Annotated in this window: 21 protein-coding genes and 1 pseudogene; 16 read left to right on the top strand and 6 right to left on the bottom strand. The window is 65.2% G+C overall.

Translation table 11 applies throughout. The features are described from left to right. Positions 1-60: 60 nt before the first annotated feature. From cyoB to BP68_RS13385, 8 genes are all read left to right on the top strand, one after another. Positions 61-2,067, top strand: coding sequence for a cytochrome o ubiquinol oxidase subunit I (gene cyoB, locus BP68_RS13420; RefSeq protein ID WP_496372554.1), 2,007 nt, complete (start codon positions 61-63; stop codon positions 2,065-2,067). Beyond that, positions 2,060-2,695 (top strand): cytochrome o ubiquinol oxidase subunit III, encoded by a 636-nt coding sequence (gene cyoC, locus BP68_RS13415; RefSeq protein ID WP_496372552.1) that lies wholly within the window; start codon positions 2,060-2,062, stop codon positions 2,693-2,695. The genes cyoB and cyoC overlap by 8 nt, the downstream gene beginning before the upstream one ends. Further along, complete coding sequence (gene cyoD / locus BP68_RS13410; protein WP_496372550.1) at positions 2,696-3,097, top strand: cytochrome o ubiquinol oxidase subunit IV; 402 nt, start codon at positions 2,696-2,698, stop codon at positions 3,095-3,097. Positions 3,098-3,174: 77 nt separating this feature from the next. Next, positions 3,175-3,963: an SURF1 family protein gene (locus BP68_RS13405; protein WP_496372744.1), complete on the top strand. Its 789-nt coding sequence runs from the start codon at positions 3,175-3,177 to the stop codon at positions 3,961-3,963. Continuing rightward, positions 3,947-5,281, top strand: a complete 1,335-nt coding sequence (locus tag BP68_RS13400) for an ATP-binding protein (RefSeq protein WP_496372548.1) — start codon at positions 3,947-3,949, stop codon at positions 5,279-5,281. The genes BP68_RS13405 and BP68_RS13400 overlap by 17 nt, the downstream gene beginning before the upstream one ends. Next, entirely contained in the window at positions 5,271-5,804 is a 534-nt protein-coding gene (locus tag BP68_RS13395) for a response regulator transcription factor (RefSeq protein WP_496372546.1), read from the top strand. Before BP68_RS13400 ends, BP68_RS13395 begins: the two co-directional genes overlap by 11 nt. A gap of 97 nt (positions 5,805-5,901) precedes the next feature. Continuing rightward, complete coding sequence (gene trhP, locus BP68_RS13390) at positions 5,902-7,278, top strand: prephenate-dependent tRNA uridine(34) hydroxylase TrhP (RefSeq protein WP_496372544.1); 1,377 nt, start codon at positions 5,902-5,904, stop codon at positions 7,276-7,278. 158 nt (positions 7,279-7,436) lie between these two features. Further along, positions 7,437-8,324: a plasmid replication/partition related protein gene (locus BP68_RS13385; protein WP_496372542.1), complete on the top strand. Its 888-nt coding sequence runs from the start codon at positions 7,437-7,439 to the stop codon at positions 8,322-8,324. 7 nt (positions 8,325-8,331) lie between these two features. Here BP68_RS13385 and BP68_RS13380 read toward each other — a convergent pair whose 3' ends face one another. Next, positions 8,332-8,763, bottom strand: coding sequence for a hypothetical protein (locus tag BP68_RS13380; RefSeq protein ID WP_496372540.1), 432 nt, complete (start codon positions 8,761-8,763; stop codon positions 8,332-8,334). 105 nt (positions 8,764-8,868) lie between these two features. On the opposite strand from BP68_RS13380, the pseudogene BP68_RS13375 reads away from it, so the two are divergent. Continuing rightward, positions 8,869-9,684 (top strand): annotated as a pseudogene (locus BP68_RS13375) (MmyB family transcriptional regulator). 221 nt (positions 9,685-9,905) lie between these two features. On the opposite strand, the gene acnB reads toward BP68_RS13375, so the two are convergent. The 5 genes from acnB to BP68_RS13350 all read right to left on the bottom strand — a co-directional run bounded on the left by acnB (position 9,906) and on the right by BP68_RS13350 (position 16,056). Beyond that, positions 9,906-12,497 (bottom strand): bifunctional aconitate hydratase 2/2-methylisocitrate dehydratase, encoded by a 2,592-nt coding sequence (gene acnB / locus BP68_RS13370; protein WP_496372538.1) that lies wholly within the window; start codon positions 12,495-12,497, stop codon positions 9,906-9,908. A gap of 94 nt (positions 12,498-12,591) precedes the next feature. Next, complete coding sequence (locus BP68_RS13365; protein WP_496372536.1) at positions 12,592-13,218, bottom strand: hypothetical protein; 627 nt, start codon at positions 13,216-13,218, stop codon at positions 12,592-12,594. A gap of 56 nt (positions 13,219-13,274) precedes the next feature. Continuing rightward, complete coding sequence (locus tag BP68_RS13360; RefSeq protein WP_496372534.1) at positions 13,275-14,285, bottom strand: HpcH/HpaI aldolase/citrate lyase family protein; 1,011 nt, start codon at positions 14,283-14,285, stop codon at positions 13,275-13,277. Beyond that, positions 14,282-15,058, bottom strand: a complete 777-nt coding sequence (tam, locus tag BP68_RS13355) for a trans-aconitate 2-methyltransferase (protein WP_496372532.1) — start codon at positions 15,056-15,058, stop codon at positions 14,282-14,284. Before tam ends, BP68_RS13360 begins: the two co-directional genes overlap by 4 nt. 11 nt (positions 15,059-15,069) lie before the next feature. Next, positions 15,070-16,056: a malate dehydrogenase gene (locus BP68_RS13350; RefSeq protein ID WP_496372530.1), complete on the bottom strand. Its 987-nt coding sequence runs from the start codon at positions 16,054-16,056 to the stop codon at positions 15,070-15,072. A gap of 211 nt (positions 16,057-16,267) precedes the next feature. Between BP68_RS13350 and BP68_RS13345 the strand changes: the two genes are divergently transcribed. The 7 genes from BP68_RS13345 to BP68_RS13315 all read left to right on the top strand — a co-directional run bounded on the left by BP68_RS13345 (position 16,268) and on the right by BP68_RS13315 (position 22,230). Beyond that, positions 16,268-17,059 carry a GntR family transcriptional regulator gene (locus BP68_RS13345; protein WP_496372528.1) on the top strand — a complete coding sequence of 264 codons (792 nt, stop codon included), beginning with the start codon at positions 16,268-16,270 and terminating at the stop codon, positions 17,057-17,059. A 134-nt stretch (positions 17,060-17,193) separates the two neighbouring features. Further along, the gene (gene sdhC / locus BP68_RS13340; protein ID WP_496372526.1) at positions 17,194-17,628 is read left to right on the top strand and encodes a succinate dehydrogenase, cytochrome b556 subunit; all 435 of its coding nucleotides are present in this window, start codon (positions 17,194-17,196) and stop codon (positions 17,626-17,628) included. A 46-nt stretch (positions 17,629-17,674) separates the two neighbouring features. Next, positions 17,675-18,040: a succinate dehydrogenase, hydrophobic membrane anchor protein gene (gene sdhD / locus BP68_RS13335; protein WP_496372524.1), complete on the top strand. Its 366-nt coding sequence runs from the start codon at positions 17,675-17,677 to the stop codon at positions 18,038-18,040. Between the two features lie 22 nt (positions 18,041-18,062). Then, positions 18,063-19,868 (top strand): succinate dehydrogenase flavoprotein subunit, encoded by a 1,806-nt coding sequence (sdhA, locus tag BP68_RS13330; RefSeq protein ID WP_496372522.1) that lies wholly within the window; start codon positions 18,063-18,065, stop codon positions 19,866-19,868. Between the two features lie 27 nt (positions 19,869-19,895). After that, on the top strand, positions 19,896-20,600 hold the full coding sequence (locus tag BP68_RS13325) for a succinate dehydrogenase iron-sulfur subunit (protein ID WP_496372520.1): 705 nt from the start codon (positions 19,896-19,898) through the stop codon (positions 20,598-20,600). Positions 20,601-20,605: 5 nt separating this feature from the next. Then, the gene (locus BP68_RS13320) at positions 20,606-20,878 is read left to right on the top strand and encodes an FAD assembly factor SdhE (protein ID WP_496372518.1); all 273 of its coding nucleotides are present in this window, start codon (positions 20,606-20,608) and stop codon (positions 20,876-20,878) included. Between the two features lie 41 nt (positions 20,879-20,919). Beyond that, positions 20,920-22,230 carry a citrate synthase gene (locus BP68_RS13315; protein WP_496372516.1) on the top strand — a complete coding sequence of 437 codons (1,311 nt, stop codon included), beginning with the start codon at positions 20,920-20,922 and terminating at the stop codon, positions 22,228-22,230. Positions 22,231-22,460: the final 230 nt, after the last annotated feature.

Genomic DNA, 22,460 nt, shown 5'->3' with positions numbered 1-22,460 from the left:
TGACGGGCCTGGCGGCGCCGGCGCAATCCGGTGCGGGGCCTACTAGCCAAGAGATTCGATATGTTGTCTGAACAAACTACCCCAGCCCACTGGCTGTTGGGTCGCATCACCTGGGACTCGATCCCGATGGCGCACGAACCCATCGTGCTGTGGACCTTCATCGCGGTGGTCCTGGGTGGCATGGTGATGCTGGCCGGCCTCACCAAGTTCCGCCTGTGGGGCCCGCTGTGGCGCGACTGGATCTGCTCGATCGACCACAAGAAGATCGGCATCATGTACATGATCCTGGGCCTGGTCATGTTCCTGCGCGGCTTCGCCGACGCGGTGATGATGCGCCTGCAGCAGTCCATGGCCTTCGGCGAGAGCATGGGCTACCTGCCGCCGCACCACTACGACCAGATCTTCACCGCCCACGGCGTGATCATGATCTTCTTCGTGGCCATGCCCTTCGTGACGGGCCTGATGAACTATCTGGTGCCGCTGCAGATCGGCGCGCGCGACGTGTCCTTCCCGTTCCTGAACAACTTCAGCTTCTGGATGACCACGGGCGGCGCCGTGCTGGTGATGATCTCGCTGTTCCTGGGCGAGTTCTCCACGTCCGGCTGGCTGGCGCTGTCCAACCTGGGGGCACAAAACCCCGGGGTCGGGCTGGACTACTACATCTGGGGCCTGCAGGTCGCGGGGGTGGGCACCACCTTGTCGGGCATCAACCTGATCGTGACCATCATCAAGATGCGCGCGCCAGGCATGAACCTGATGAAGATGCCCGTCTTCACCTGGACCGCCCTGTGCACCAACGCGCTGATCGTGGCCTCGTTCCCGGTGCTGACCGCAGCCCTGGTGCTGATGTCCCTGGACCGCTACCTGGGCATGAACTTCTTCACGAACGACCTGGGCGGCAACCCCATGCTGTACGTGAACCTGATCTGGATCTGGGGCCACCCCGAGGTGTACATCCTGATCCTGCCGTGCTTCGGCGTGTTCTCCGAGATCGTGTCCACCTTCAGCCGCAAGCGCCTGTTCGGCTACACCTCGATGGTCTACGCCACGGTGTGTATCACCATCCTGTCGTACCTGGTGTGGCTGCACCACTTCTTCACCATGGGTTCGGGCGCGAGCGTGAACACCTTCTTCGGCATCACGACGATGATCATCTCGATCCCGACGGGCGCCAAGATCTTCAACTGGCTGTTCACCATGTACAAGGGCCGCATCCGCTTCACGGTGCCCATGCTGTGGACGATCGGCTTCATGGTGACCTTCGCCATCGGCGGCATGACCGGCGTGCTGCTGGCCGTGCCCCCGGCCGACTTCGTGCTGCACAACTCGCTGTTCCTGATCGCCCACTTCCACAACGTGATCATCGGCGGCGTGGTGTTCGCCGTGTTCGCCGGCATCAACTACTGGTACCCCAAGGCCTTCGGCTACAAGCTCGACGAGTTCTGGGGCAAGTGCTCGTTCTGGTTCTGGCTGGTCGGCTTCTGGGTGGCGTTTACGCCCCTGTACATCCTGGGCCTGATGGGCGTGACCCGCCGCGCCAACCATTTCGAAGACCCCTCGCTGCAGATCTGGTTCGTCATCGCCGCCTGCGGCGCCGGCCTGATCGCGCTGGGCGTGGCCTGCTTCTTCATCCAGCTGATCGTGAGCCACTTCAAGCGCGACCAACTGCGCGACGAGACCGGCGACCCCTGGGGCGGCCGCACGCTGGAGTGGGCCACCTCTTCGCCCCCGCCGCAGTACAACTTCGCCTTCACACCCGTGGTGCATGAGATCGATGCCTGGTGGGACATGAAGAAGCATGGCTACCAGCGCCCGCTGACGGGCTTCCAGCCGGTCCACATGCCCGCCAACACCGGCGCCGGCATCGTGATCGCGGGCCTGTCCACCCTGCTGGGCTTTGCGCTGATCTGGCACATGTGGCCGCTGGCCATCGCCTCGTTCGCCGCCACCATCCTGGCGTCGATCATCCACACGTTCAACTACAAGCGTGACTACTACATCCCGGCCGCCGAAGTGGCCGCCACGGAAGACGCACGCACCCAGCAGCTTGCAGCAGCCCATGTCTAATACGCACACCCTCCCCACAGGCGGCGCGGCCGCCCTGGCGCAGCGCGAGTACCACCTCGCGCACGAGCCCCATCCCGAGAACGGCACGTCCCTGGGCTTCTGGCTCTACCTGATGAGCGACTGCCTCATCTTCGCCGCGCTGTTCGCCACCTACGGCGTGCTGGGCCGCAGCTATGCGGCCGGCCCCACGGGCGCGCAGCTGTTCGACCTGACGCTGGTGGCCATCAACACGGCCTTCCTGCTGATGTCGTCCATCACCTTCGGCTTCGCCATGCTGCAAAAGCAGGCGGGCAACGTGAAGGGCACGCTGACCTGGCTGGCCGTCACCGGCCTGCTGGGCCTGGCCTTCCTGGGCGTGGAGCTGTACGAGTTCGCGCACATGATCCACCAGGGTGCCACGCCCCAGCGCAGCGCCTTCCTGTCGTCGTTCTTCACGCTGGTCGGCACGCACGGCCTGCACGTGACCTTCGGCCTGATCTGGCTGGTGACGCTGATGATCCAGATCAGCAAGCACGGCCTGATCCATGAGAACAAGCGCCGCCTGAACTGCCTGTCCATGTTCTGGCACTTCCTGGACGTGGTCTGGGTCGGCGTGTTCACCTTTGTGTACCTGATGGGAGTGCTGTAAATGAGCGCACAGACAACGCACGCCGGTCACGACGACCACCACGAGCACGATGACCTGCACGTCGCCAAGGGCGACTACGTCAAGGGCTTCATCCTGGCGGTCATCCTCACCGTGATTCCCTTCTGGCTGGTGATGGGCAACGTGATCGAAAGCCGCACCACGGCCGTCCTGGTGCTGGGCGTCTTCGCCATGGTCCAGATCGTCGTCCACATGGTCTACTTCCTGCACATGAACGGCAAGATCCAGGGCGGCTGGACCATGCTGTCCACCATCTTCACGGTGGTATTCCTGGCCATCACCATCGCGGGCACCCTGTGGGTCATGTTCCACATGAACGCCAACATGATGCCCGCGCACGCCAACCCCATGGCCAGCCCAGCCCAGACCCAGACGGCACCTTGAGCCCCCTCAACGCCGACTCCCTGGAGCTGGAGCGGGAGCGCACGCACCGGCCTGCGCGCCCGCACTCCAATCTCACGATGGCGATGCTCGCTTTGGCGGGCATCGCCTTGTTCGTTGTGTTCGCCTCGCTCGGCTGGTGGCAGGTAGAGCGCCGCGCCTGGAAGCTCGCGCTGATCGAGCGCGTGGAGCAGCGCCTGCACGCCGCCCCCGTTCCCCTGCCGGCGCGCGCCAACTGGCCGAACGTCAGCGCCGCCAGCCATGAATACCTGCCCGTGCAGGCCCGCGGCCGCTGGCTGGACGACAAGACGGTGCTGACCCAGGCCACCACGGAGCTGGGCGCTGGCTTCTGGGTGCTCACCCCGCTGCGACTGGAAACCGGGGGCCAGGTACTGGTCAACCGAGGCTTCATTCCCCAGGCGCAGCGCAGCCAGTGGGCGTCCGGCAGCCGTGCGCCGGACGTGCAGGCCGACGGCGCGCCCGTGCAGCTCCAGGGCCTGCTGCGCATGACCGAGCCTGGTGGCGGTTTCCTGCGCAGCAACGACCCGGCGCAACAGCGCTGGCACTCGCGCGACGTGGCCGCCATCGCCCAGGCACAGGGCCTGGACGCGCCCGCGCCCTTTTTCATCGACGCCGGCATTCCCGACGCGCGCGCCCTTGCCAGCGCGGACCTCGCCAGCCCGGGCGCCGGCCCCTGGCCGCGCCCCGGCATGACGGTGGTGCGTTTCTCCAACAGCCACCTGGTGTACGCAATCACCTGGTTCGGTCTGGCCGCCATGGTGGCTGCGGCGGCGGTCTATGTGGCACGCTACGAGCTTCGGCAACGTGCCGCCTTCCGCTCGCAGACCCCGCATGAGCCCGCAGCCTGACACCTCCGCACCTCCCGCCCACAAGGAGCGCTCGGCCGACGCCGCGGCGGGCCTGAAGAACCTGCACCAGCTGATCCAGCTGCGCTGGATCGCGGTCGTGGGCCAGATCTTCACCATCGAGGTCGCGTACTACAGCCTGCACCTGCCCCTGCCGGCGCGCGAGATGCTGCTGGTGGTGGGCTGCCTCGTCGTCTACAACGTGGTGAGCTTCCTGCGCTGGCGCACGGGCCGCGGCGTGCGCGACGTGGAGCTGTTCCTGGCGCTGCTGGTGGACGTGGCCGTGCTCACCGTGCAGCTGTACCTGAGCGGCGGCACCAGCAACCCCTTCGTCTTCCTGTACCTGCTGCAGATCGCGCTGGGCGCGGCCCTGCTGCGCGGCGGCCACATCTGGACCATGGTGCTGATCACGGCGCTGTGCTTTGCGCTTCTGGCGCACTACAGCGTGCCGCTGCAGCTGGCGCCCGACTTCGCGCGCGGACTGGCCAGTCCCTATGTGCTGGGCCTGCTGGTGTGCTTCATGCTCAACGCGGCGCTGGTGGTGATCTTCATCAGCCGCATCGGGCGCAACCTGCGCCAGCGCGATGCGCGCCTGGCCGCCATACGCCAGCGCGCCGCCGAGGAAGAGCATGTGGTGCGCATGGGCCTGCTGGCCTCCGGCGCGGCGCATGAGCTGGGCACGCCGCTGTCCACCATGGCCGTGATCCTGGGCGACTGGCGCCGCGAGCCGGCCCTCACCCGCGACGCCGTGCTGCTGGAGGAGATCGCCGAGATGCAGGCGCAGGTGCAGCGCTGCAAGACCATCGTCAGCGGCATCCTGCTGTCGGCCGGCGAGGCGCGCGGCGAGGCCTCGGCCCAGACCACCGTGTGCCAGTTCCTCGACACGCTGGCGCACGAATGGTGCGCCACGCGCTCGGTGGACACCTTCGCCTACGACAACCGCTTCGGCCAGGACAGCCCCATGGTGTCCGATGTCACGCTGCAGCAAATGGTTTTCAATGTGTTGGACAATGCGCGGGACGCATCGCCCCACTGGGTGGGCCTCGTGGCCGAGCGCAGGGATGACACGCTGTGCATCACCGTCTCGGACGACGGCCCTGGCTTCGCGCCCGCCATGCTCGCGCAGTTCGGCAAACCCTACCAGTCCAGCAAGGGCCGTCCCGGCGGCGGCCTGGGCCTGTTCCTGGCGATGAACGTGGCGCGCACGCTGGGCGGCAGCGTGAGCGCCGAGAACCGCCGGGGCGGCGGCGCGGTGGTCACCATCACGCTGCCGCTGGCCGCGATTGCGCTGCAGGAGACACCAACACACCATGGACGCTGAACGCTTGCTGCTCATCGTGGAGGACGACGAGGCCTTCGCGCGCACGCTCGCGCGCTCGTTCGAGCGGCGCGGCTACCGCGTGCTGCAGGCCGACAGCCTGGCGCAAACCGAGGCGCTGCTGGCCCAGCACACGCCCGGCTACGCCGTGGTGGACCTCAAGCTCAAGGGCGAGGCCACGGGCCTGGCCTGCGTGCGCCAGCTCCATGCGCACAGCGAGGACATGCTCATCGTCGTGCTCACGGGCTACGCCAGCATCGCCACGGCCGTGGAGGCCGTGAAGCTCGGCGCCAGCCACTACCTGGCCAAGCCGTCCAACACCGACGACATCGAGGCCGCCTTCGGCCTCTCCGAAGGCAATGCCGACGTGGAGCTCAGCAACCGCTCCAGCTCCATCAAGACGCTGGAGTGGGAGCGCATCCATGAGGTGCTGGCCGAAACGGGCTTCAACATCTCCGAGGCCGCACGACGCTTAGGCATGCACCGGCGCACCCTCACGCGCAAGCTCGACAAGCGGCGCGTCTAGCACACGGTTCAGCATCAAAAAAGCCTCTAGTGCTCACCCATAAAGCGCTTGCAGCTCCTGATTCAGGAGCATTCCGGAAAAACACGACAATCCCTCCATGACCCTCAAAGCCCCCGAACTGCTGCTGCCCGCCGGCTCGCTCGACAAGATGCGCGCGGCCTACGACTTCGGTGCCGACGCCGTCTATGCCGGCCAGCCGCGCTACAGCCTGCGCGCGCGCAACAACGAGTTCCGCCTGGAGCAGATCGCCCAGGGCATCCAGGAAGCGCACGCGCGCGGCAAGAAGTTCTTCGTCACCAGCAACCTGATCGCGCACAACGACAAGGTGCGCACCTACCTGCGCGACATCGAGCCGGTGATCGAGTGCAAGCCCGACGCCTTCATCATGGCCGACCCCGGCCTGATCATGATGGTCAAGGAGAAATGGCCCGAGACCGAGGTACATCTCTCGGTGCAGGCCAACACCACCAACTACGCCACGGTGAAGTTCTGGCAGAAGGCCGGCGTGTCGCGCATCATCCTGTCGCGCGAGCTGAGCCTGGACGAAATCGAGAAGATCCGCCAGGAATGCCCCGACATGGAGATCGAGGTCTTCGTGCACGGCGCGCTGTGCATCGCCTACTCGGGCCGCTGCCTGCTGTCGGGCTATTTCAACCGGCGCGACCCCAACCAGGGCACCTGCACCAACGCCTGCCGCTGGGAATACAAGACGCACGACGCCGCCGTGGACCCCAACACCGGCGAGGCGCTGGGCCAGCCCCTGGCGCAGGGCTTCAACTTCGAGACCGCCAAGAACGACCTGGACAACCAGTTCACCAGCACCTGCGGCGACCAGCAGCGCCACCCCCAGGCCGACGCCATCTACCTGCTCGAGGAAAAGGGCCGCCCAGGCGAGCTGATGCCCATCATGGAAGATGAGCACGGCACCTACATCATGAACTCCAAGGACCTGCGCGCCGTGGAGCATGTGGAGCGCCTGGTGAAGATCGGCGTGGACTCGCTCAAAATCGAAGGCCGCACCAAGAGCCTGTACTACGTGGCCCGCACGGCCCAGGTGTACCGCCGCGCCATCGACGATGCCGTGGCCGGCCGTCCCTTTAACCCCCATCTCATCACCGAGCTGGAAGGCCTGGCCAACCGCGGCTACACCGGCGGCCTGCTGGAGCGCCGCCCCGCCAACGACTACCAGAACTACGAGACCGGCCACAGCGTGCTGCAGCGCAGCCACTTCGTGGGCCAGGTGCGCGGCTGGGCCGACGGCCTGGCCGAGGTCGAGACCATGAACCGCTTCGCCGTGGGCGACACCATCGAGGTGATCCACCCCGCGGGCAACCGCACGGTGAAGCTGGAGCAGATGTTCAACCTGGACGGCGAGGCCGTGCAGGTGGCGCAGGGCAACCCCATCCGCGTGCGCATTCCGCTCCAGGGCCCGGTGGAGGGCGCGCTGATCGCGCGCCTGCTGCAGCCCTCCTGAAACCATAGCTGCTAGCGCTTGACAACAGGGAGCTTCAGGCACATTTCGTGCTGAAACGCCCTACAGACAAGCGCCAACAGCTCCTCTTTTTGCACAAAGGCCCCGCCGGGGCCTTTGTGCGTTCATTGCGTCAACCATTGCCCATCTGTTGAAAACCCATGAATCCTGAAGACATCGTCGTCCTGCCCGAACTCAAGGCCTACATCGACCCCCTCACGCCCGAGGAACATGACGCGCTGGAGCGCAGCATCCTCAACGAAGGCTGCCGCGACGCGCTGGTGCTGTGGGGCAACATCCTCGTGGACGGCCACAACCGCTTCGGCATCTGCAGCCAGCACGGCCTGCCCTTCAACACCGTGCAGAACACGCGCTTCCAGAGCATGGAAGACGTGCACCTGTGGATGATCGACCAGCACCTGGGCCGGCGCAGCGTGTCCGAGTTCCAGCGCGGCGTGCTGGCGCTGCGCAAGCGCGAGATCATCGCCGAGCGCCGCGCCGCCGCCGCCGCCGCCGTGGTGGCCGCCAAGGCCGAGGCCGCGCAGGCGCCCGAACAGGCCCCCTGGGACGGCGACACCGACCCGGTCGTCGCCAAGGCCCTGGCCGGCGTGCCCAAGGTGCCCGAGGACGCTCTGGACACGCGCGAGGCCCTGGCCCGCGCCGCGCGCCTGACGGCCGCCCAGGTCAAGGCCATCGAGACCATCCACCAGAGCGCCGCACCCGAGGTGGTGGCCGCCGTCAAGTCAGGCGACCTGTCGCTCAACGCCGCCGCCGTAGTGGCCACGCTGCCGGTGGACGAGCAGAAGTCGGCCGCGGCCGGTGGTGCGCAGGAGCTCAAGCAGGCCGCCAAGCGCGCCCGCGACGCCAAGAAAAAGCCCAAGGCCGAGGCGCCGCAGGGCGAAGCCGGCGATGCCGATGGCGCGACCGACACCGCTGCCGCCCCCAGCCTGGACAAGCTGCAGCAGCGCGTGACCGAGCTGGAGGCCGAGAACGAGCGCCTGCGCCAGCAGGTCAAGGCGCTGCAGGACCTGCTGGCCGAGCAGGGCTGAGCGCCCGTCAGGAGACCGCCGCGCGCACGCCCTGCACCGCCACGCGTGCGCGGCGCAGCGCCATCCACTGCAGTTCCGCCAGGGCCAGCACGGCCACCGCCTGCACGGCCACATAGGCCTGGCCCCAGCCGCCGGGCACCCACGTCGTACCCCACAGCACCACTGCGCTGGCCAGCACCCACAGGAAATTGCCCGCCACCAGCAGCGCCAGCGCGCCGCCGGCTGCCTCGCGCCGCAGGGCCAGCGACCCGGCCAGCAGCACGAAAGGCAGCAGCAGCCAGCCGCTGGCCAACAGCAACCGGGGCGACATGCCCAGCCATTCAGCCAGCGGCGCTGCCGCGCCCAGGTGCAGCGCCGCCATGCCGGCGCCTGCGGCGGCATCGGCCCAGAGCACGCGGCGCAGGTCGCCGGGGGACGTGAAAGCATCGATGAAGGCCATGGTGTGATCTCCTGAGGGGTTGAACATGGCCTGCATCGTCGGCACGCGGCGGCTGCGCGTCCATGACCTGGCAGGTCATGCCCACGCCGCGCGGCCGGCCCTACCATGCAGGCCATGCACCACGCTCCCGCCCTATCGACACCCGCCCCTTTTGGAGAACGCCTGCGCCACTGGCGCCAGCGCCGGCGCTTGAGCCAACTGGACCTGGCACACGCGGCCGAGGTGTCTACGCGCCACCTGAGCTGCGTGGAAACGGGCCGCGCCAGCCCCAGCCGCGACATGGTACTGCGCCTGGCCCATCGCCTGGACGTACCCTTGCGGGAGCGCAACGCGCTGCTGGTGGCCGCGGGCTATGCCCCGATGTACCGCGAACGCCCGCTCGATGCGCCCGAGATGGCCGATGCGCGCGTGGCGGTGCAGCGCATCCTGGACTGCCACGAACCCTGGCCGGCGCTCGCGATGGACCGGCACTGGAACCTGCTCATGGCCAACCGCATCGTGCCCCTGCTGCTGTCCGGCGTGGACGCCGAGCTGCTGCAGCCGCCCGTGAACGTGCTGCGCCTCAGCCTACACCCGGGGGGCCTGGCACCTCGCATCGCCAACCTGGAGCAATGGCGCGCACACCTGCTGGAGCGGTTGCGCCAGCAGATCCACGAGAGCAGCGACCCGATGCTGGCCGCCCTGCTGCAGTAACTGCAGGCCTACCCTTTGCCGCCTGCCAGCCCGCCGCTGCCGGGCGAGCACCTGGGCGTGCTCATGCCGTTCAAGTTCCGCACGCCAGCCGGCACGCTCCAGCTGGTGAGCACCACCACGGTGTTCGGCTCGCCCGTCGACGTGACGCTGCAGGAACTGGCGCTGGAAACGTTCTTCCCCGCCGACGACGCCAGCGCCGCCGCGCTGCGCGCGCTGGCCGCGGCCTGAACGGCACCGCCTCCCGGGGCCGTGACCACGGTCTCGGCGTGCAACATCCCCCGACGCGCGGGCACACACGGCGCGAGCATTTAAGTGAAAATGGCCACTAACGCAGCATCAGCAAGCGTCAACAGCTATTAATTAATGAGCAAAAAGAAACCCCCGCCAGGCATGCGCCCTGCGGGGGTTGACGGGAGGGGCCGCGCCGCGGCCCGGGCCTCAGCCGGCGATCAGGCCGTCACGCCCTTGGCGACCTCTGCATATTCCTCGATCTGGTCGAAGTTCATGTAGCGGTACACGCTGGCCTTGTCGGCATCGATCACGCCCATTTCCTTGAGGTATTCCTCCTTGGAAGGCAGCTTGCCCAGGCGCGAGGCGATGGCAGCCAGCTCGGCCGAGCCCAGGAACACGTTGGTGTTCTTGCCCAGGCGGTTGGGGAAGTTGCGCGTGCTGGTGGAGATCACCGTCGCGCCTTCGCGCACCTGTGCCTGGTTGCCCATGCACAGCGAGCAGCCGGGCATTTCGGTACGCGCACCGGCCGTGCCGAAGGCGGCGTAGTGGCCTTCCTTGATCAGCTCGCTCTGGTCCATCTTGGTGGGCGGTGCCACCCACAGCTTGACGGGGATGTCGCGCTGGCCGCCCAGCAGCTTGGCCGCTGCGCGGAAGTGGCCGATGTTGGTCATGCACGAACCGATGAAGGCTTCATCGATCTTGGTGCCGGCCACTTCGGACAGGAACTTGGCGTCATCGGGGTCGTTGGGGCAGCAGACGATGGGTTCCTTGATGTCGGCCAGATCGATCTCGATCACGGCTGCGTACTCGGCGTCCTTGTCGGCTTCCAGCAGGTCGGGCTTGGCCAGCCAGGCTTCGACCTTCTCGATGCGGCGCTGCAGGGTCTTGGCGTCCTGGTAACCGTCGGCGATCATGTTCTTCATCAGAACGATGTTCGAGGTCAGGTATTCCTTGATCGGCTCGGGGTTGAGCTTGATCGTGCAACCGGCGGCGGAACGCTCGGCCGACGCGTCGGACAGCTCGAACGCCTGCTCCACCTTCAGGTCCGGCAGACCTTCGATTTCCAGGATCTTGCCCGAGAAGATGTTCTTCTTGCCGGCCTTGGCCACGGTCAGCAGACCGGCCTTGATGGCGTACAGCGGGATGGCATGCACCAGGTCGCGCAGGGTCACGCCGGGCTGCATGGAGCCCTTGAAGCGCACCAGCACGGATTCGGGCATGTCCAGAGGCATCACGCCCGTAGCGGCGCCGAAGGCCACCAGGCCCGAACCTGCGGGGAAGGAAATGCCGATGGGGAAGCGGGTGTGCGAGTCACCGCCCGTACCGACGGTGTCGGGCAGCAGCAGGCGGTTGAGCCAGCTGTGGATCACGCCATCGCCAGGACGCAGGGCCACGCCGCCGCGGTTGGAGATGAACGCCGGCAGTTCGCGGTGGGTCTTCACGTCCACGGGCTTAGGGTAGGCCGCCGTGTGGCAGAAGGACTGCATCACCAGGTCAGCCGAGAAGCCCAGGCAAGCCAGGTCCTTCAGCTCGTCGCGGGTCATGGGGCCGGTGGTGTCTTGCGAACCCACGGTGGTCATGCGGGGCTCGCAGTAGGTACCGGGGCGCACGCCCTGGCCTTCGGGCAGGCCGACGGCACGGCCGACCATCTTCTGCGCCAGGGTGAAGCCGGCGTTGGACGCGGCCGGTGCCTGGGGCAGACGGAACGCGGTCGATGCAGGCAGGCCCAGGAATTCACGGGCCTTGGCGGTCAGCGAACGGCCGATGATCAGGTTGATACGGCCACCGGCTTGCACTTCGTCCAGCAGCACGTCGCTCTTCAAGGCGAACTCGGCCACGGTCTCGCCATTCTTGAGCAACTTGCCGTCGTAGGGCAGCACGTCGATGACGTCGCCCATTTCCAGCTTGGACACGTCGACTTCGATCGGCAGCGAGCCCGAGTCTTCCTGGGTGTTGAAGAAGATGGGGGCGATCTTGCCGCCCAGGGTCACACCACCAAAGCGCTTGTTGGGCACAAAGGGGATGTCCTGGCCGGTGGCCCAGATCACGCTGTTGGTGGCCGACTTGCGCGAAGAACCGGTGCCGACCACGTCGCCCACGTAGGCGACCAGGTGGCCCTTCTTCTTCAGGTCTTCGATGAACTGCATCGGGCCGCGCTTGCCGTCTTCCTCGGGCTTGAAGGCCGCATCGGGACGGGTGTTCTTCAGCATGGCCAGGTAGTGCAGCGGAATGTCAGGGCGGCTCCAGGCATCGGGCGCGGGCGACAGGTCGTCGGTGTTGGTTTCGCCGGGCACCTTGAACACGGTGACGGTGATTTTTTCCTGGACCTTGGGACGCGAAGTGAACCACTCGGCATCGGCCCAGCTCTGCATCACTTCCTGGGCCTTGGCGTTGCCGGCCTTGGCCTTGGTGGCGACGTCGTTGAAGAAGTCGAACATCAGCAGCGTCTTCTTCAGCGCATCGGCGGCCACGCCCGCCACTTCGGCGTCGTCCAGCAGCTCAATCAGGGGGTGCACGTTGTAGCCGCCCACCATGGTGCCCAGCAGCTCGGTGGCCTTGGCCTTGGAGATCAGGCCCACCTTCAGGTCACCGTGGGCCACGGCGGCCAGGAAGGACGCCTTGACCTTGGCGGCATCGTCCACACCCGGCGGCACGCGGTGGGTCAACAAGTCCAGCAGGAAGGCATCTTCACCAGCGGGAGGGTTCTTGATCAGCTCGATCAGCTCGGCAACCTGCTTGGCATCGAGCGGCAGCGGGGGAATGCCCAGTGCGGCGCGCTCGGCCACATGGTCGCGATAGGCTTTCAACATGTCTTCTTTCTCCGGATGGTCTAGGTTTTCAAAGTGGGACGACAGCCGGCCACCACGCCCTCACTCGGGGTGGTCCGCCGGCTGGCGACAGGGCTTACCTGGCTGCGGGGTTGTCCAGCAGGCTCGGCGGAGGATTCTTCTTGATGGCCTCTGCCACCACCACCTGCTGCGGGCTCATGCACTCGTCGGCCATGCGCTGGCCCAGCTTCTGGTTCATGAGCATGGACTTGTTGGCGATCTGGATCCACACCGCGCCGGCGCGCTGGTCCTCCAGGCGCACGGTGCCGGTGGAGGTGGCCACGGGCATCATGTGGTACCTGAAGCCCTTGCCCTCCACATGGAAGCGTCCTGGCATCTGCGCATCGGCCTCGATGTTGACGAAGGCGCCCAGTTCACAGGCCATGCGGCCGGTGTACACGTTGCCAGCGATCTCCAGCTCCTCGGGAGTCAAGGCGGCCTCTGCCGCGGCGATGCCCGAAGCCACCTGCATGGCACCGCTGTGCAGGCGGGTGCGGCTGCTGGTGGGCGAAGCCTTGGCCACGACCGTGCTTTTCTTCTCGCTGGCGGCCTGGGTGGACTTGGCCGGTTTTGCGGTGCTCTTGCTGGCGCTCTTTTTGGCCTGCGCGCTGGCGGCTGGCTTGCCGGCCGGCTGCGATGCCGTCTGCGCCAAGGTCAGTGCGGGGCCCAGCAGCATCAGGGCGGAAACGATGAGGGTCTTCATGGGGACTCCTGCGAAGGTGGGGTGGAATGGCAACTGCAGCAGCAAGAATACCTGTCTCAGCAGCAAGCAGCCTCAGCCTTGGCAAACCAGGCCCGCGCCTCCGGGGGGAGCACGCGGCCGGTCTGGTGCGCACGCTCGAGCACCTGCCAGAAATACCGGTAACTGGCTCGGTCGTGCAATACGCCATCCTCGCTGATGGGAGCCCAGTCAGCGTGGATGGCGGCAGCGATGATGCGGGCGGCCCGCTCGATCTCGTTTTGCTCGGGCGCGAAGGCCGCCAGGATGGGGCGGATCTGCGCCGGGTGGATGCTCCACATGCGCGTGTAGCCGAACTCACACGCGGCGCGGCCCGCAGCACCCTGCATGGCGGCGGCATCGCTGAACTCGGTCACCACGCAGTGCGAAGGCACCTTGCCATTGGCATGGCAGGCGGCGGAGATTTCCAGCTTGGCGCGCACGACGAGCGGATGCTCGAACTGCCCGGCCGAGGTCATCCCCGATGCCGGAATGGCGCCGCCATGGGCAGAGACGAAATCCATCAGGCCGAAGCTCAGGCTTTGAATGCGCGGATGCGAGGCGATCTCGAACGCGCGGTGCACAGCAGCCGGCGACTCGATGAGGGCATGCAGCGGCAGATGCCTGGCACCGGCAGCGACCAGCGCACGCTCGGCCAGCAGCACGTCATCCACCGATTCCACCTTGGGCAGCATGATGTGGCACAGGCGGTCCCCCGCCTCACCCGCGATGATGGCCATGTCCTGCGCGAACGCCGGATGGTCCACGGTGTGCACACGTGCCGCCACGCGCGCACCAGGCGCCGCCGCCTGGGCCAGTTGTGCAACCAACGTGGCGTGCTCGCGCTCTTGCCCCACGGGGGCTCCATCCTCGCAGTCCAGCGTCACGTCGAACACGCAATGCCCGAATTCTTCCTGCAGCTCCTGCTGCAGCTGCAGGCTTTTGCGCATACGCACTTCCACGCCACTGTAGTGGTCGCAGACGGGGATGCACGTGGCACCGGCTTGCGCGCCAAGCAGAACTTCAGCGGGATGGGCAACGGACTTTGTCATGGGGCTCGCTGGGCAACGATGAACATACGGGGGAAGGCCAACAACCTGCGGCCGTCGGCCCGCACAGCATAGGCCTCGTCTATGCGCTGCGTGTATGCGTGCACGAAGCTGTCACGCAGCGCCGGGGGCAAGGGATTCAAAAAAGGCCGCAGGCCGGTCGCCTGAAACCACTCCACGATGGCAGCCGGCGAAGGCATGACATGGCGGTATACCGTGTGCCACACATCCACCCGCGAGGCCAGCGGCGCCAGAACGTCGTAGTAGGCCTCGGCGTCCAGCAGCGCCGCGCGCTGGTTCGCTGCTTCGTGCAGATGCTGTTTCCAAGGCGCCTGTTCGGCGAGTTCACGCATCAAGCGGTGCGAAGGCTCGTCCAGGTTGTCGGGCACCTGCACGGCCAGCACGCCCCCGGGGGCCAGGCTGTGCAGCAACCTTGCAAACAGTTCCTTGTGTCCGCCAACCCACTGCAGGGAAGCATTGGCAAAAATCAAATCGGGCGCCACAGTGGGCGCCCAATCTGCAATATCGGCCAACACGAACTCCGCCCCGGGCAGGCGCTTACGCGCGCTGAGCAACATGGCCTCGGAATTGTCCAATCCCGTCACCTGCGCCCGCGGAAAGCGCTGCGTAAGCAGCTCGGTGGAGTTGCCCGGCCCACACCCCAGGTCCACCACATGGCGGGGGGCGGGATGGGGGACCCGCGCCAGCAGCTCAGCCGCCGGGCGCGTACGCTCGCTGTCAAAGCGCGAGTAGAGCGCGGGGTCCCAATCGAGCATGTGCGCGCGATTTACAGCAGATGCTTGACGCCGTCCTGCTCGCCCTGCAGCTCGGCCAGGGTCTTGTTGATGCACTCTTGCGAGAAGGCATCGATAGGCAGGCCCTCGACGATCTTGTACTCGCCGCCTTCGCAGGTAACGGGGTAGCCGAACATGACGTCCTTGGGGATGCCGTATTCGCCATTGGACGGAATGCCCATGGTGACCCACTTGCCGTTGGTGCCCAGTGCCCAGTCGCGCATGTGGTCGATGGCGGCGTTGGCAGCCGAGGCGGCCGACGACAGGCCACGGGCGGCGATGATGGCCGCGCCGCGCTTGCCCACGGTGGGCAGGAACACTTCAGCGTTCCAGACTTGGTCGTTGATGGTGTCCTTCACGGACTTGCCATTCACGGTGGCGAAACGGTAGTCGGCGTACATCGTGGGCGAGTGGTTGCCCCACACGGCCAGCTTTTCGATGTCGCCCACGGCGCAGCCGATCTTGGCAGCGATCTGCGAGGCAGCGCGGTTGTGGTCCAGGCGCAGCATGGCGGTGAAGTTCTTGGCCGGCAGGTCAGGCGCCGACTTCATGGCGATGTAGGCGTTGGTGTTGGCGGGGTTGCCGACCACCAGCACGCGCACATTGCGCGAAGCCACGGCATTCAGGGCCTTGCCCTGGGCGGTGAAGATCTGTGCATTGGCGGCCAGCAGGTCAGCGCGCTCCATGCCGGGGCCGCGGGGACGGGCGCCGACCAGCAGTGCGTAGTCGGTGTCCTTGAAGGCGGTCATGGGGTCGGCATGGGCCTCGATGCCGGCCAGCAGCGGGAAGGCGCAGTCTTCGAGTTCCATGATCACGCCCTTGAGCGCGTTCTGTGCCTTCTCGTCCGGGATTTCCAGCAGCTGCAGGATGACGGGCTGGTCCTTGCCCAGCATTTCGCCGGAAGCAATGCGGAACAGCAGGGCATAGCCGATTTGGCCAGCGGCACCGGTAACGGCCACGCGAACGGGTTTCTTGCTCATGGGAAAACTCCAGAAAGAGGTGAGAGTGAAGGTGTTGGTGCAAGGTCGCACCAGCGCCAGTCATCAGCAGCCCGTGCCCCGCAAAACAGCGTTGAAGTTTACCGCTGATTCGTGCGCAGGGTCAATTTGTCTTATGTCTTATATAAGATATGATCTTCATAGCAGTTTGCGGCAAACAGCCGCCCACAGGCCCAGCCCGCACAACCCAGCCATGTCCTCCTCGCTCCCGACCGTCACCGAAGGCACGCCCTCCACAATCGGCGCCTCGGGAGTCAGCACACCCGCCTTCAGCCCGCTGTACCAGCAGATCAAGGGACTCATCCTGCACAGCCTGCAGCACGGGGAATGGAAGCCCGGCGAGGCCATCCCCAGCGAAATCGAACTGGCCGCCCGCTTTCGCGTGAGCCAGGGCACCGTGCGCAAGGCCATCGACGAACTGGCCGCAGAAAATCTCGTCATGCGTCGACAGGGCAAGGGCACCTTTGTTGCCACCCATGCCGAGCGCCAGGTGCAATACCGTTTCCTGAAGCTGCTGCCCGACTCGGGCGACGCCCGGGTAGAGGGCCCGGCCCAGCGCACCATTCTGGAGTGCCGCCGGCTGCGCGCCAGTGCGGAGATCGCCCGAACCCTTGCGCTGCGCGCCGGCGATCCCGTGATCCAGACCAAGCGCATCCTCTCCTTTTCGGGCATACCCACGATCCTGGAAGACATCTGGCTTCCAGGCCAGGCCTTCAAGGGGCTGACCGCCGAACAGATGAGCAACTATCAGGGCCCCACCTACGCCATGTTCGAACTCGACTTCGGCGTGCGCATGGTGCGCGCCGAAGAAAAGATCCGCGCCGTGCTTCCCGACGAAACCCAGGCACGATGGCTGAACGTCCCGCCCGGCACCCCACTGCTCAGCGTGGAGCGACTGGCTTACACATATAACGATGTTCCCATGGAGTTACGTCGCGGCCTGTACCGAACCGACACACACCACTATCACAATGAACTGAGCTGACCCCCGTCTGCACCCAAGCGCAAACAGCGAGAATACGCAGTCACCACAAGTCCCTTGTGTTGCATTGCAATAGAATTTTGGGTTGTTTGCATCCGCGCAATTACAACGCAGTTACATCCACGAAAGCACCAGCCATGACAGAGCTCGCCAAAAAACGGCCTGAGTACCGCAATATCAATATCTTTCACGACGTAAGGACCTACCGCCTGCCTTTGGCCGGCTGGGTGTCCATCCTGCATCGCGTCAGCGGCATGATCATGTTCCTGCTGCTGCCCTTCGTGATCTGGATGTTCGACACCTCGGTGTCCTCCGACATTTCTTTCGGCAAGTTCACCTCCGCATTCACGGCAGGGTTGGGCTTCGTGCCTGGCTGGTTCGTGAAGCTGGTGGCACTGGCACTGATCTGGGCCTACCTGCACCACCTGATTGCCGGCCTGCGCCATGTATGGATGGACGTGAGCCATGCCGCAGTGAGCAAGGAGTTCGGTAAGAGCTCGGCCATCGTGACGCTGGTGGCGAGCATCGGCCTGACCGTGATCCTGGGTGCCAAGCTTTTTGGCCTGTACTGATCGGCCCTCACGCCCATCGCCCTCCCCGCAAGAATAAGGAATCCTCATGTCCGTAAATTACGGCTCTAAGCGCACCGTCGTCGGTGCCCACTATGGCGTGCGCGACTGGCTGGCCCAGCGCGTGACCGCCGTCCTCATCGCCCTCTTCACCCTGGCCGTGCTGGCCCAGGTGATTTTCACCAAGGGCCCCGTCGGTTATGACGTCTGGGCCGGCATCTTCTCTGCCCAGTGGATGAAGGTGCTGACGTTCTCCGTGATCGTGGCGCTGGTCTGGCACGTCTGGGTCGGCGTGCGCGACATTTGGATGGACTACGTCAAGGCAGCGGGCCTGCGCCTGGTGCTGCAGGTCTTCACCATCGTCTGGCTGGTGGCCTGCGCCGGCTGGGGCTTCCAGGTTCTGTGGCGTCTCTGACTCCCGCGATTGAAAGAAAACAATGAGCTACACCAAAGCCAACATCACCAAGCGCAAATTTGACGTCGTCATCGTCGGCGCCGGCGGCTCCGGAATGCGCGCCTCGCTGGAACTGTCTCGCGCCGGCCTGAGCGTGGCCTGCCTGTCCAAGGTCTTCCCCACCCGCTCGCACACCGTGGCGGCCCAGGGCGGCGTGTCTGCATCGCTTGGCAACATGTCCGAGGACAACTGGCACTATCACTTCTACGACACCATCAAGGGCGGCGACTGGCTGTCCGACCAGGATGCCGTGGAGTTCATGTGCCGCGAAGCGCCCAACGTGGTGATCGAGCTGGAGCACTTCGGTATGCCGTTCGACCGCAACCCCGACGGCACCATCTACCAGCGCCCCTTCGGCGGCCACACCGCCAACTACGGCGAGAAGCCCGTGCAGCGCGCCTGCGCGGCGGCTGACCGTACGGGCCACGCCATGCTGCACACGCTGTACCAGCAAAACGTGGCCTCCAAGACCAACTTCTTCGTCGAGTGGATGGCGCTGGACCTGATCCGCAACGCCCAGGGCGACGTGGTCGGCGTGACCGCACTGGAACTGGAAACCGGCGACCTGTACGAGTTGCACGCCAAGGCCGTTCTGCTGGCTACTGGCGGCGCCGGCCGCATCTTCGCGGCATCCACCAACGCCTTCATCAACACGGGCGACGGCCTGGGGATGGCCGCACGCGCCGGCATCCCGCTGCAGGATCTGGAGTTCTGGCAGTTCCACCCCACCGGCGTGGCCGGTGCAGGCGTGCTGCTGACCGAAGGCTGCCGCGGCGAGGGCGCTATTCTTTTGAACAGCAACGGCGAACGCTTCATGGAGCGCTACGCCCCCACGCTGAAGGATCTGGCTCCGCGCGATTTCGTCTCGCGCTCGATGGACCAGGAAATCAAGGAAGGCCGCGGCTGTGGTCCGAACAAGGACTACATCCTGATGAAGCTCGACCACCTGGGCGCGGATACGATCCGCAAGCGCCTGCCCTCGGTGGAAGAGATCGGCCACAACTTCGCCAACGTGGACATCACCAAGGAGCCAATCCCCGTAGTGCCCACCATCCACTACCAGATGGGCGGCATCCCGACCAACATCCACGGCCAGGTCGTGGTATGGGACGGCCAGCAAAACAACATCGTCAAGGGTCTGTACGCCGTGGGCGAATGTGCCGCTGTTTCGGTGCACGGCGCCAACCGCCTGGGTACGAACTCGCTGCTGGATCTGCTGGTGTTCGGCAAGTCTGCGGGCAAGCACATCACCACGTTTGCCCGGGAGTATGGCGAGTTCCAACCCATGCCTACCGACAGTTCGGACCGCACCCTTGAGCGCCTCAATGCCCTGGAAGAGTCCAAGGACGGCATTTACGCCCAGGACCTGGCCAACGATATCCGCGCCACCATGCAGCAGCACGCGGGCGTGTTCCGCACGCAAAAGGGCATGGACGAGGGCGTGGTCAAGATCAACGCCATCCGTGAAAAAGTGGGCCAAGTCACACTCAAGGACAAATCCAAGGTCTGGAACACCGCCCGCATGGAAGCGCTGGAGGTGGACAACCTGATCGAAGTTGCCCAAGCCACCATGGTTTCGGCCGCCGCGCGCACCGAATGCCGTGGCGCCCACACCGTGTACGACTACGAACACCCCGCCGACCATCCCGAGTTCCCCCTGGGCCGCAACGATGTGGAATGGCTCAAGCACACGCTGTGGCACAGCGCTGACAACAGCCTGACCTACAAGCCCGTGAATATGAAGCCCCTGACCGTGGACAGCATTCCGCCCAAGGTCCGCACGTTCTAATCCCGTCGCCCACGAAAGAACATCCCAATGAAGCGTACTTTCAAAATCTACCGCTACGACCCGGACAAGGACGCCAAGCCTTACATGCAAACCGTCGAGCTCGAGCTGGACGGCCACGAGCGCATGCTGCTGGACGCGCTGGTCAAGCTGAAGCAACTGGACCCCACCATTTCGTTCCGCCGTTCCTGCCGCGAAGGCGTCTGCGGCTCTGACGCGATGAACATCAACGGCAAGAACGGCCTGGCCTGCCTGACGAACATGAAGACCCTCAAGGGCGACATCGTTCTCAAGCCCCTGCCAGGCCTCCCGGTGATCCGCGACCTGATCGTGGACATGACTCAGTTCTTCAAGCAATACAACTCGATCAAGCCTTACCTGCAAAGCGACATCTACGCCGCTCCCAGCAAGGAACGCCTACAGTCGCCCGAAGAGCGCGAAGAGCTCAATGGACTGTACGAGTGCATTCTGTGCGCCAGCTGCTCTACGAGCTGCCCCTCGTTCTGGTGGAACCCTGACAAGTTCGTGGGCCCTGCCGGCCTGCTGCAGGCTTACCGCTTCATTGCGGACAGCCGCGACACTGCCACCAGCGAGCGCCTGGACAACCTGGAAGATCCGTACCGCCTCTTCCGCTGCCACACCATCATGAACTGCGTGGACGTGTGCCCCAAGCACCTGAACCCCACGAAGGCCATTGGCAAGATCAAGGAATTGATGGCACGCCGTGCCATCTGAGAACCATGGCTGACGAAGCGCTTTTGGACGAACGCGAAGTGTCCATTCTGCGGTGGCGTTGCCGCCGCGGGCTGGTGGAGAACGATCTGTTTCTCGAGCGCTTCTTCACGAACCACGGTTCGCGCCTGACTGCCCGTCAGGCGCGAGGACTCACAGCATTGATGGACTTATCGGACAACGATCTGCTGGACCTGCTGCTGCGCCGCAAGGAGCCAGCAGGTGAAGTCGATACGGACGAAGTCAAGGAAGTGCTGGAACAGCTGCGCCAACGCGCATAGCACCCACCTAGTGCAGGCCAAACTACAGAAGGAAACTGGAAATGAAACTGGCAGACAACAAAGCGACGCTATCGTTCAGCAACGGCAGCCCGAGCGTGGACCTCCCCGTGTACCAAGGCAGCATCGGACCCGATGTGGTCGATATCCGCAAGTTGTACGCGCAAACGGGCATGTTCACGTATGACCCTGGTTTCCTTTCCACGGCCTCCTGCCAGTCCTCCATCACCTACATCGACGGCGACAAGGGTGAACTGCTGTACCGCGGCTTTCCCATTGAGCAACTCGCCACCCAGTGCGACTACCTCGAGACCTGCTACCTGCTGCTGAACGGCGAACTGCCCAACGCCACGCAAAAGGCGGAGTTCAGCGATCGCGTGACCAAGCACACCATGGTCAACGAGCAGATGCAGTTCTTCCTGCGCGGTTTCCGCCGTGACGCGCACCCCATGGCCGTGTTGACCGGGCTGGTGGGCGCACTGTCGGCCTTCTACCACGACAGCACGGACATCAATAACCCCGAACACCGCGAGATCGCCGCCATTCGCCTGATCGCCAAGATGCCCACGCTCGTGGCCATGGCCTACAAGTACGGCAAGGGCGAGCCGTACATGTACCCTCGCAACGACCTCTCCTACGCCGGAAACTTCCTGCGCATGATGTTCGGCACGCCCTGCGAGGACTACAAGGTCAACCCCGTGATCGAGCGCGCGATGGACCGCATCTTCATCCTGCACGCCGACCATGAGCAGAATGCCTCCACCTCCACAGTGCGCCTGTGCGGCTCTTCGGGCACCAACCCGTTTGCCGCCATCGCCGCCGGCGTGGCCTGTCTGTGGGGCCCTGCCCACGGCGGCGCCAACGAAGCCTGCCTCAACATGCTGGAAGAAATCCAGGCCATGGGCGGCGTCGCCAAGGTCGGCGAGTTCATGGAGAAGGTCAAGGACAAGAACTCCGGCGTCAAGCTGATGGGTTTTGGCCACCGCGTGTACAAGAACTATGACCCCCGTGCCAAGCTCATGCAGGAAACCTGCAACGAGGTACTGGCCGAGCTGGGCCTGGAGAACGACCCGCTGCTCAAGCTGGCCAAGCAACTCGAAAAGATTGCCCTGGAAGACGACTACTTCGTGCAGCGCAAGCTTTACCCGAACGTGGACTTCTACTCCGGCATCGTGCAGCGCGCCATCGGCATTCCCGTGAACCTGTTCACCGGCATCTTCGCCTTGGCTCGTACCGTGGGCTGGATTGCCCAACTGAACGAGATGATCGGCGATCCCGAGTACAAGATCGGCCGCCCCCGCCAGCTCTTCGTGGGCGCTGAGCGCCGCGACGTGCCGGCTATTGGCCAACGCTAATCGCGCCTGGCCCCACCCCAGAAAGGGGGCCAGAAGCGAACAAGCCCGTGGGCAAAATGTCCACGGGCTTTTTCTTTGGTGATGTCCCCGTTGAGAGTGGAAAGACACCGATAGCCGTCCGCAGCAAGGCTTGTGTTTCGCGTGTCCACCGGGCAATTGAAAGCTGCTATGCCGCAGGAGCATTGGTGCAGTACCAGTGCTCATTAATGGAAAAATCAACAGGGCAAATG

The sequence above is a fragment of the Diaphorobacter oryzae DSM 22780 genome (assembly GCF_059568935.1).
This window is presented reverse-complemented; position numbering and strand designations above follow the sequence as displayed.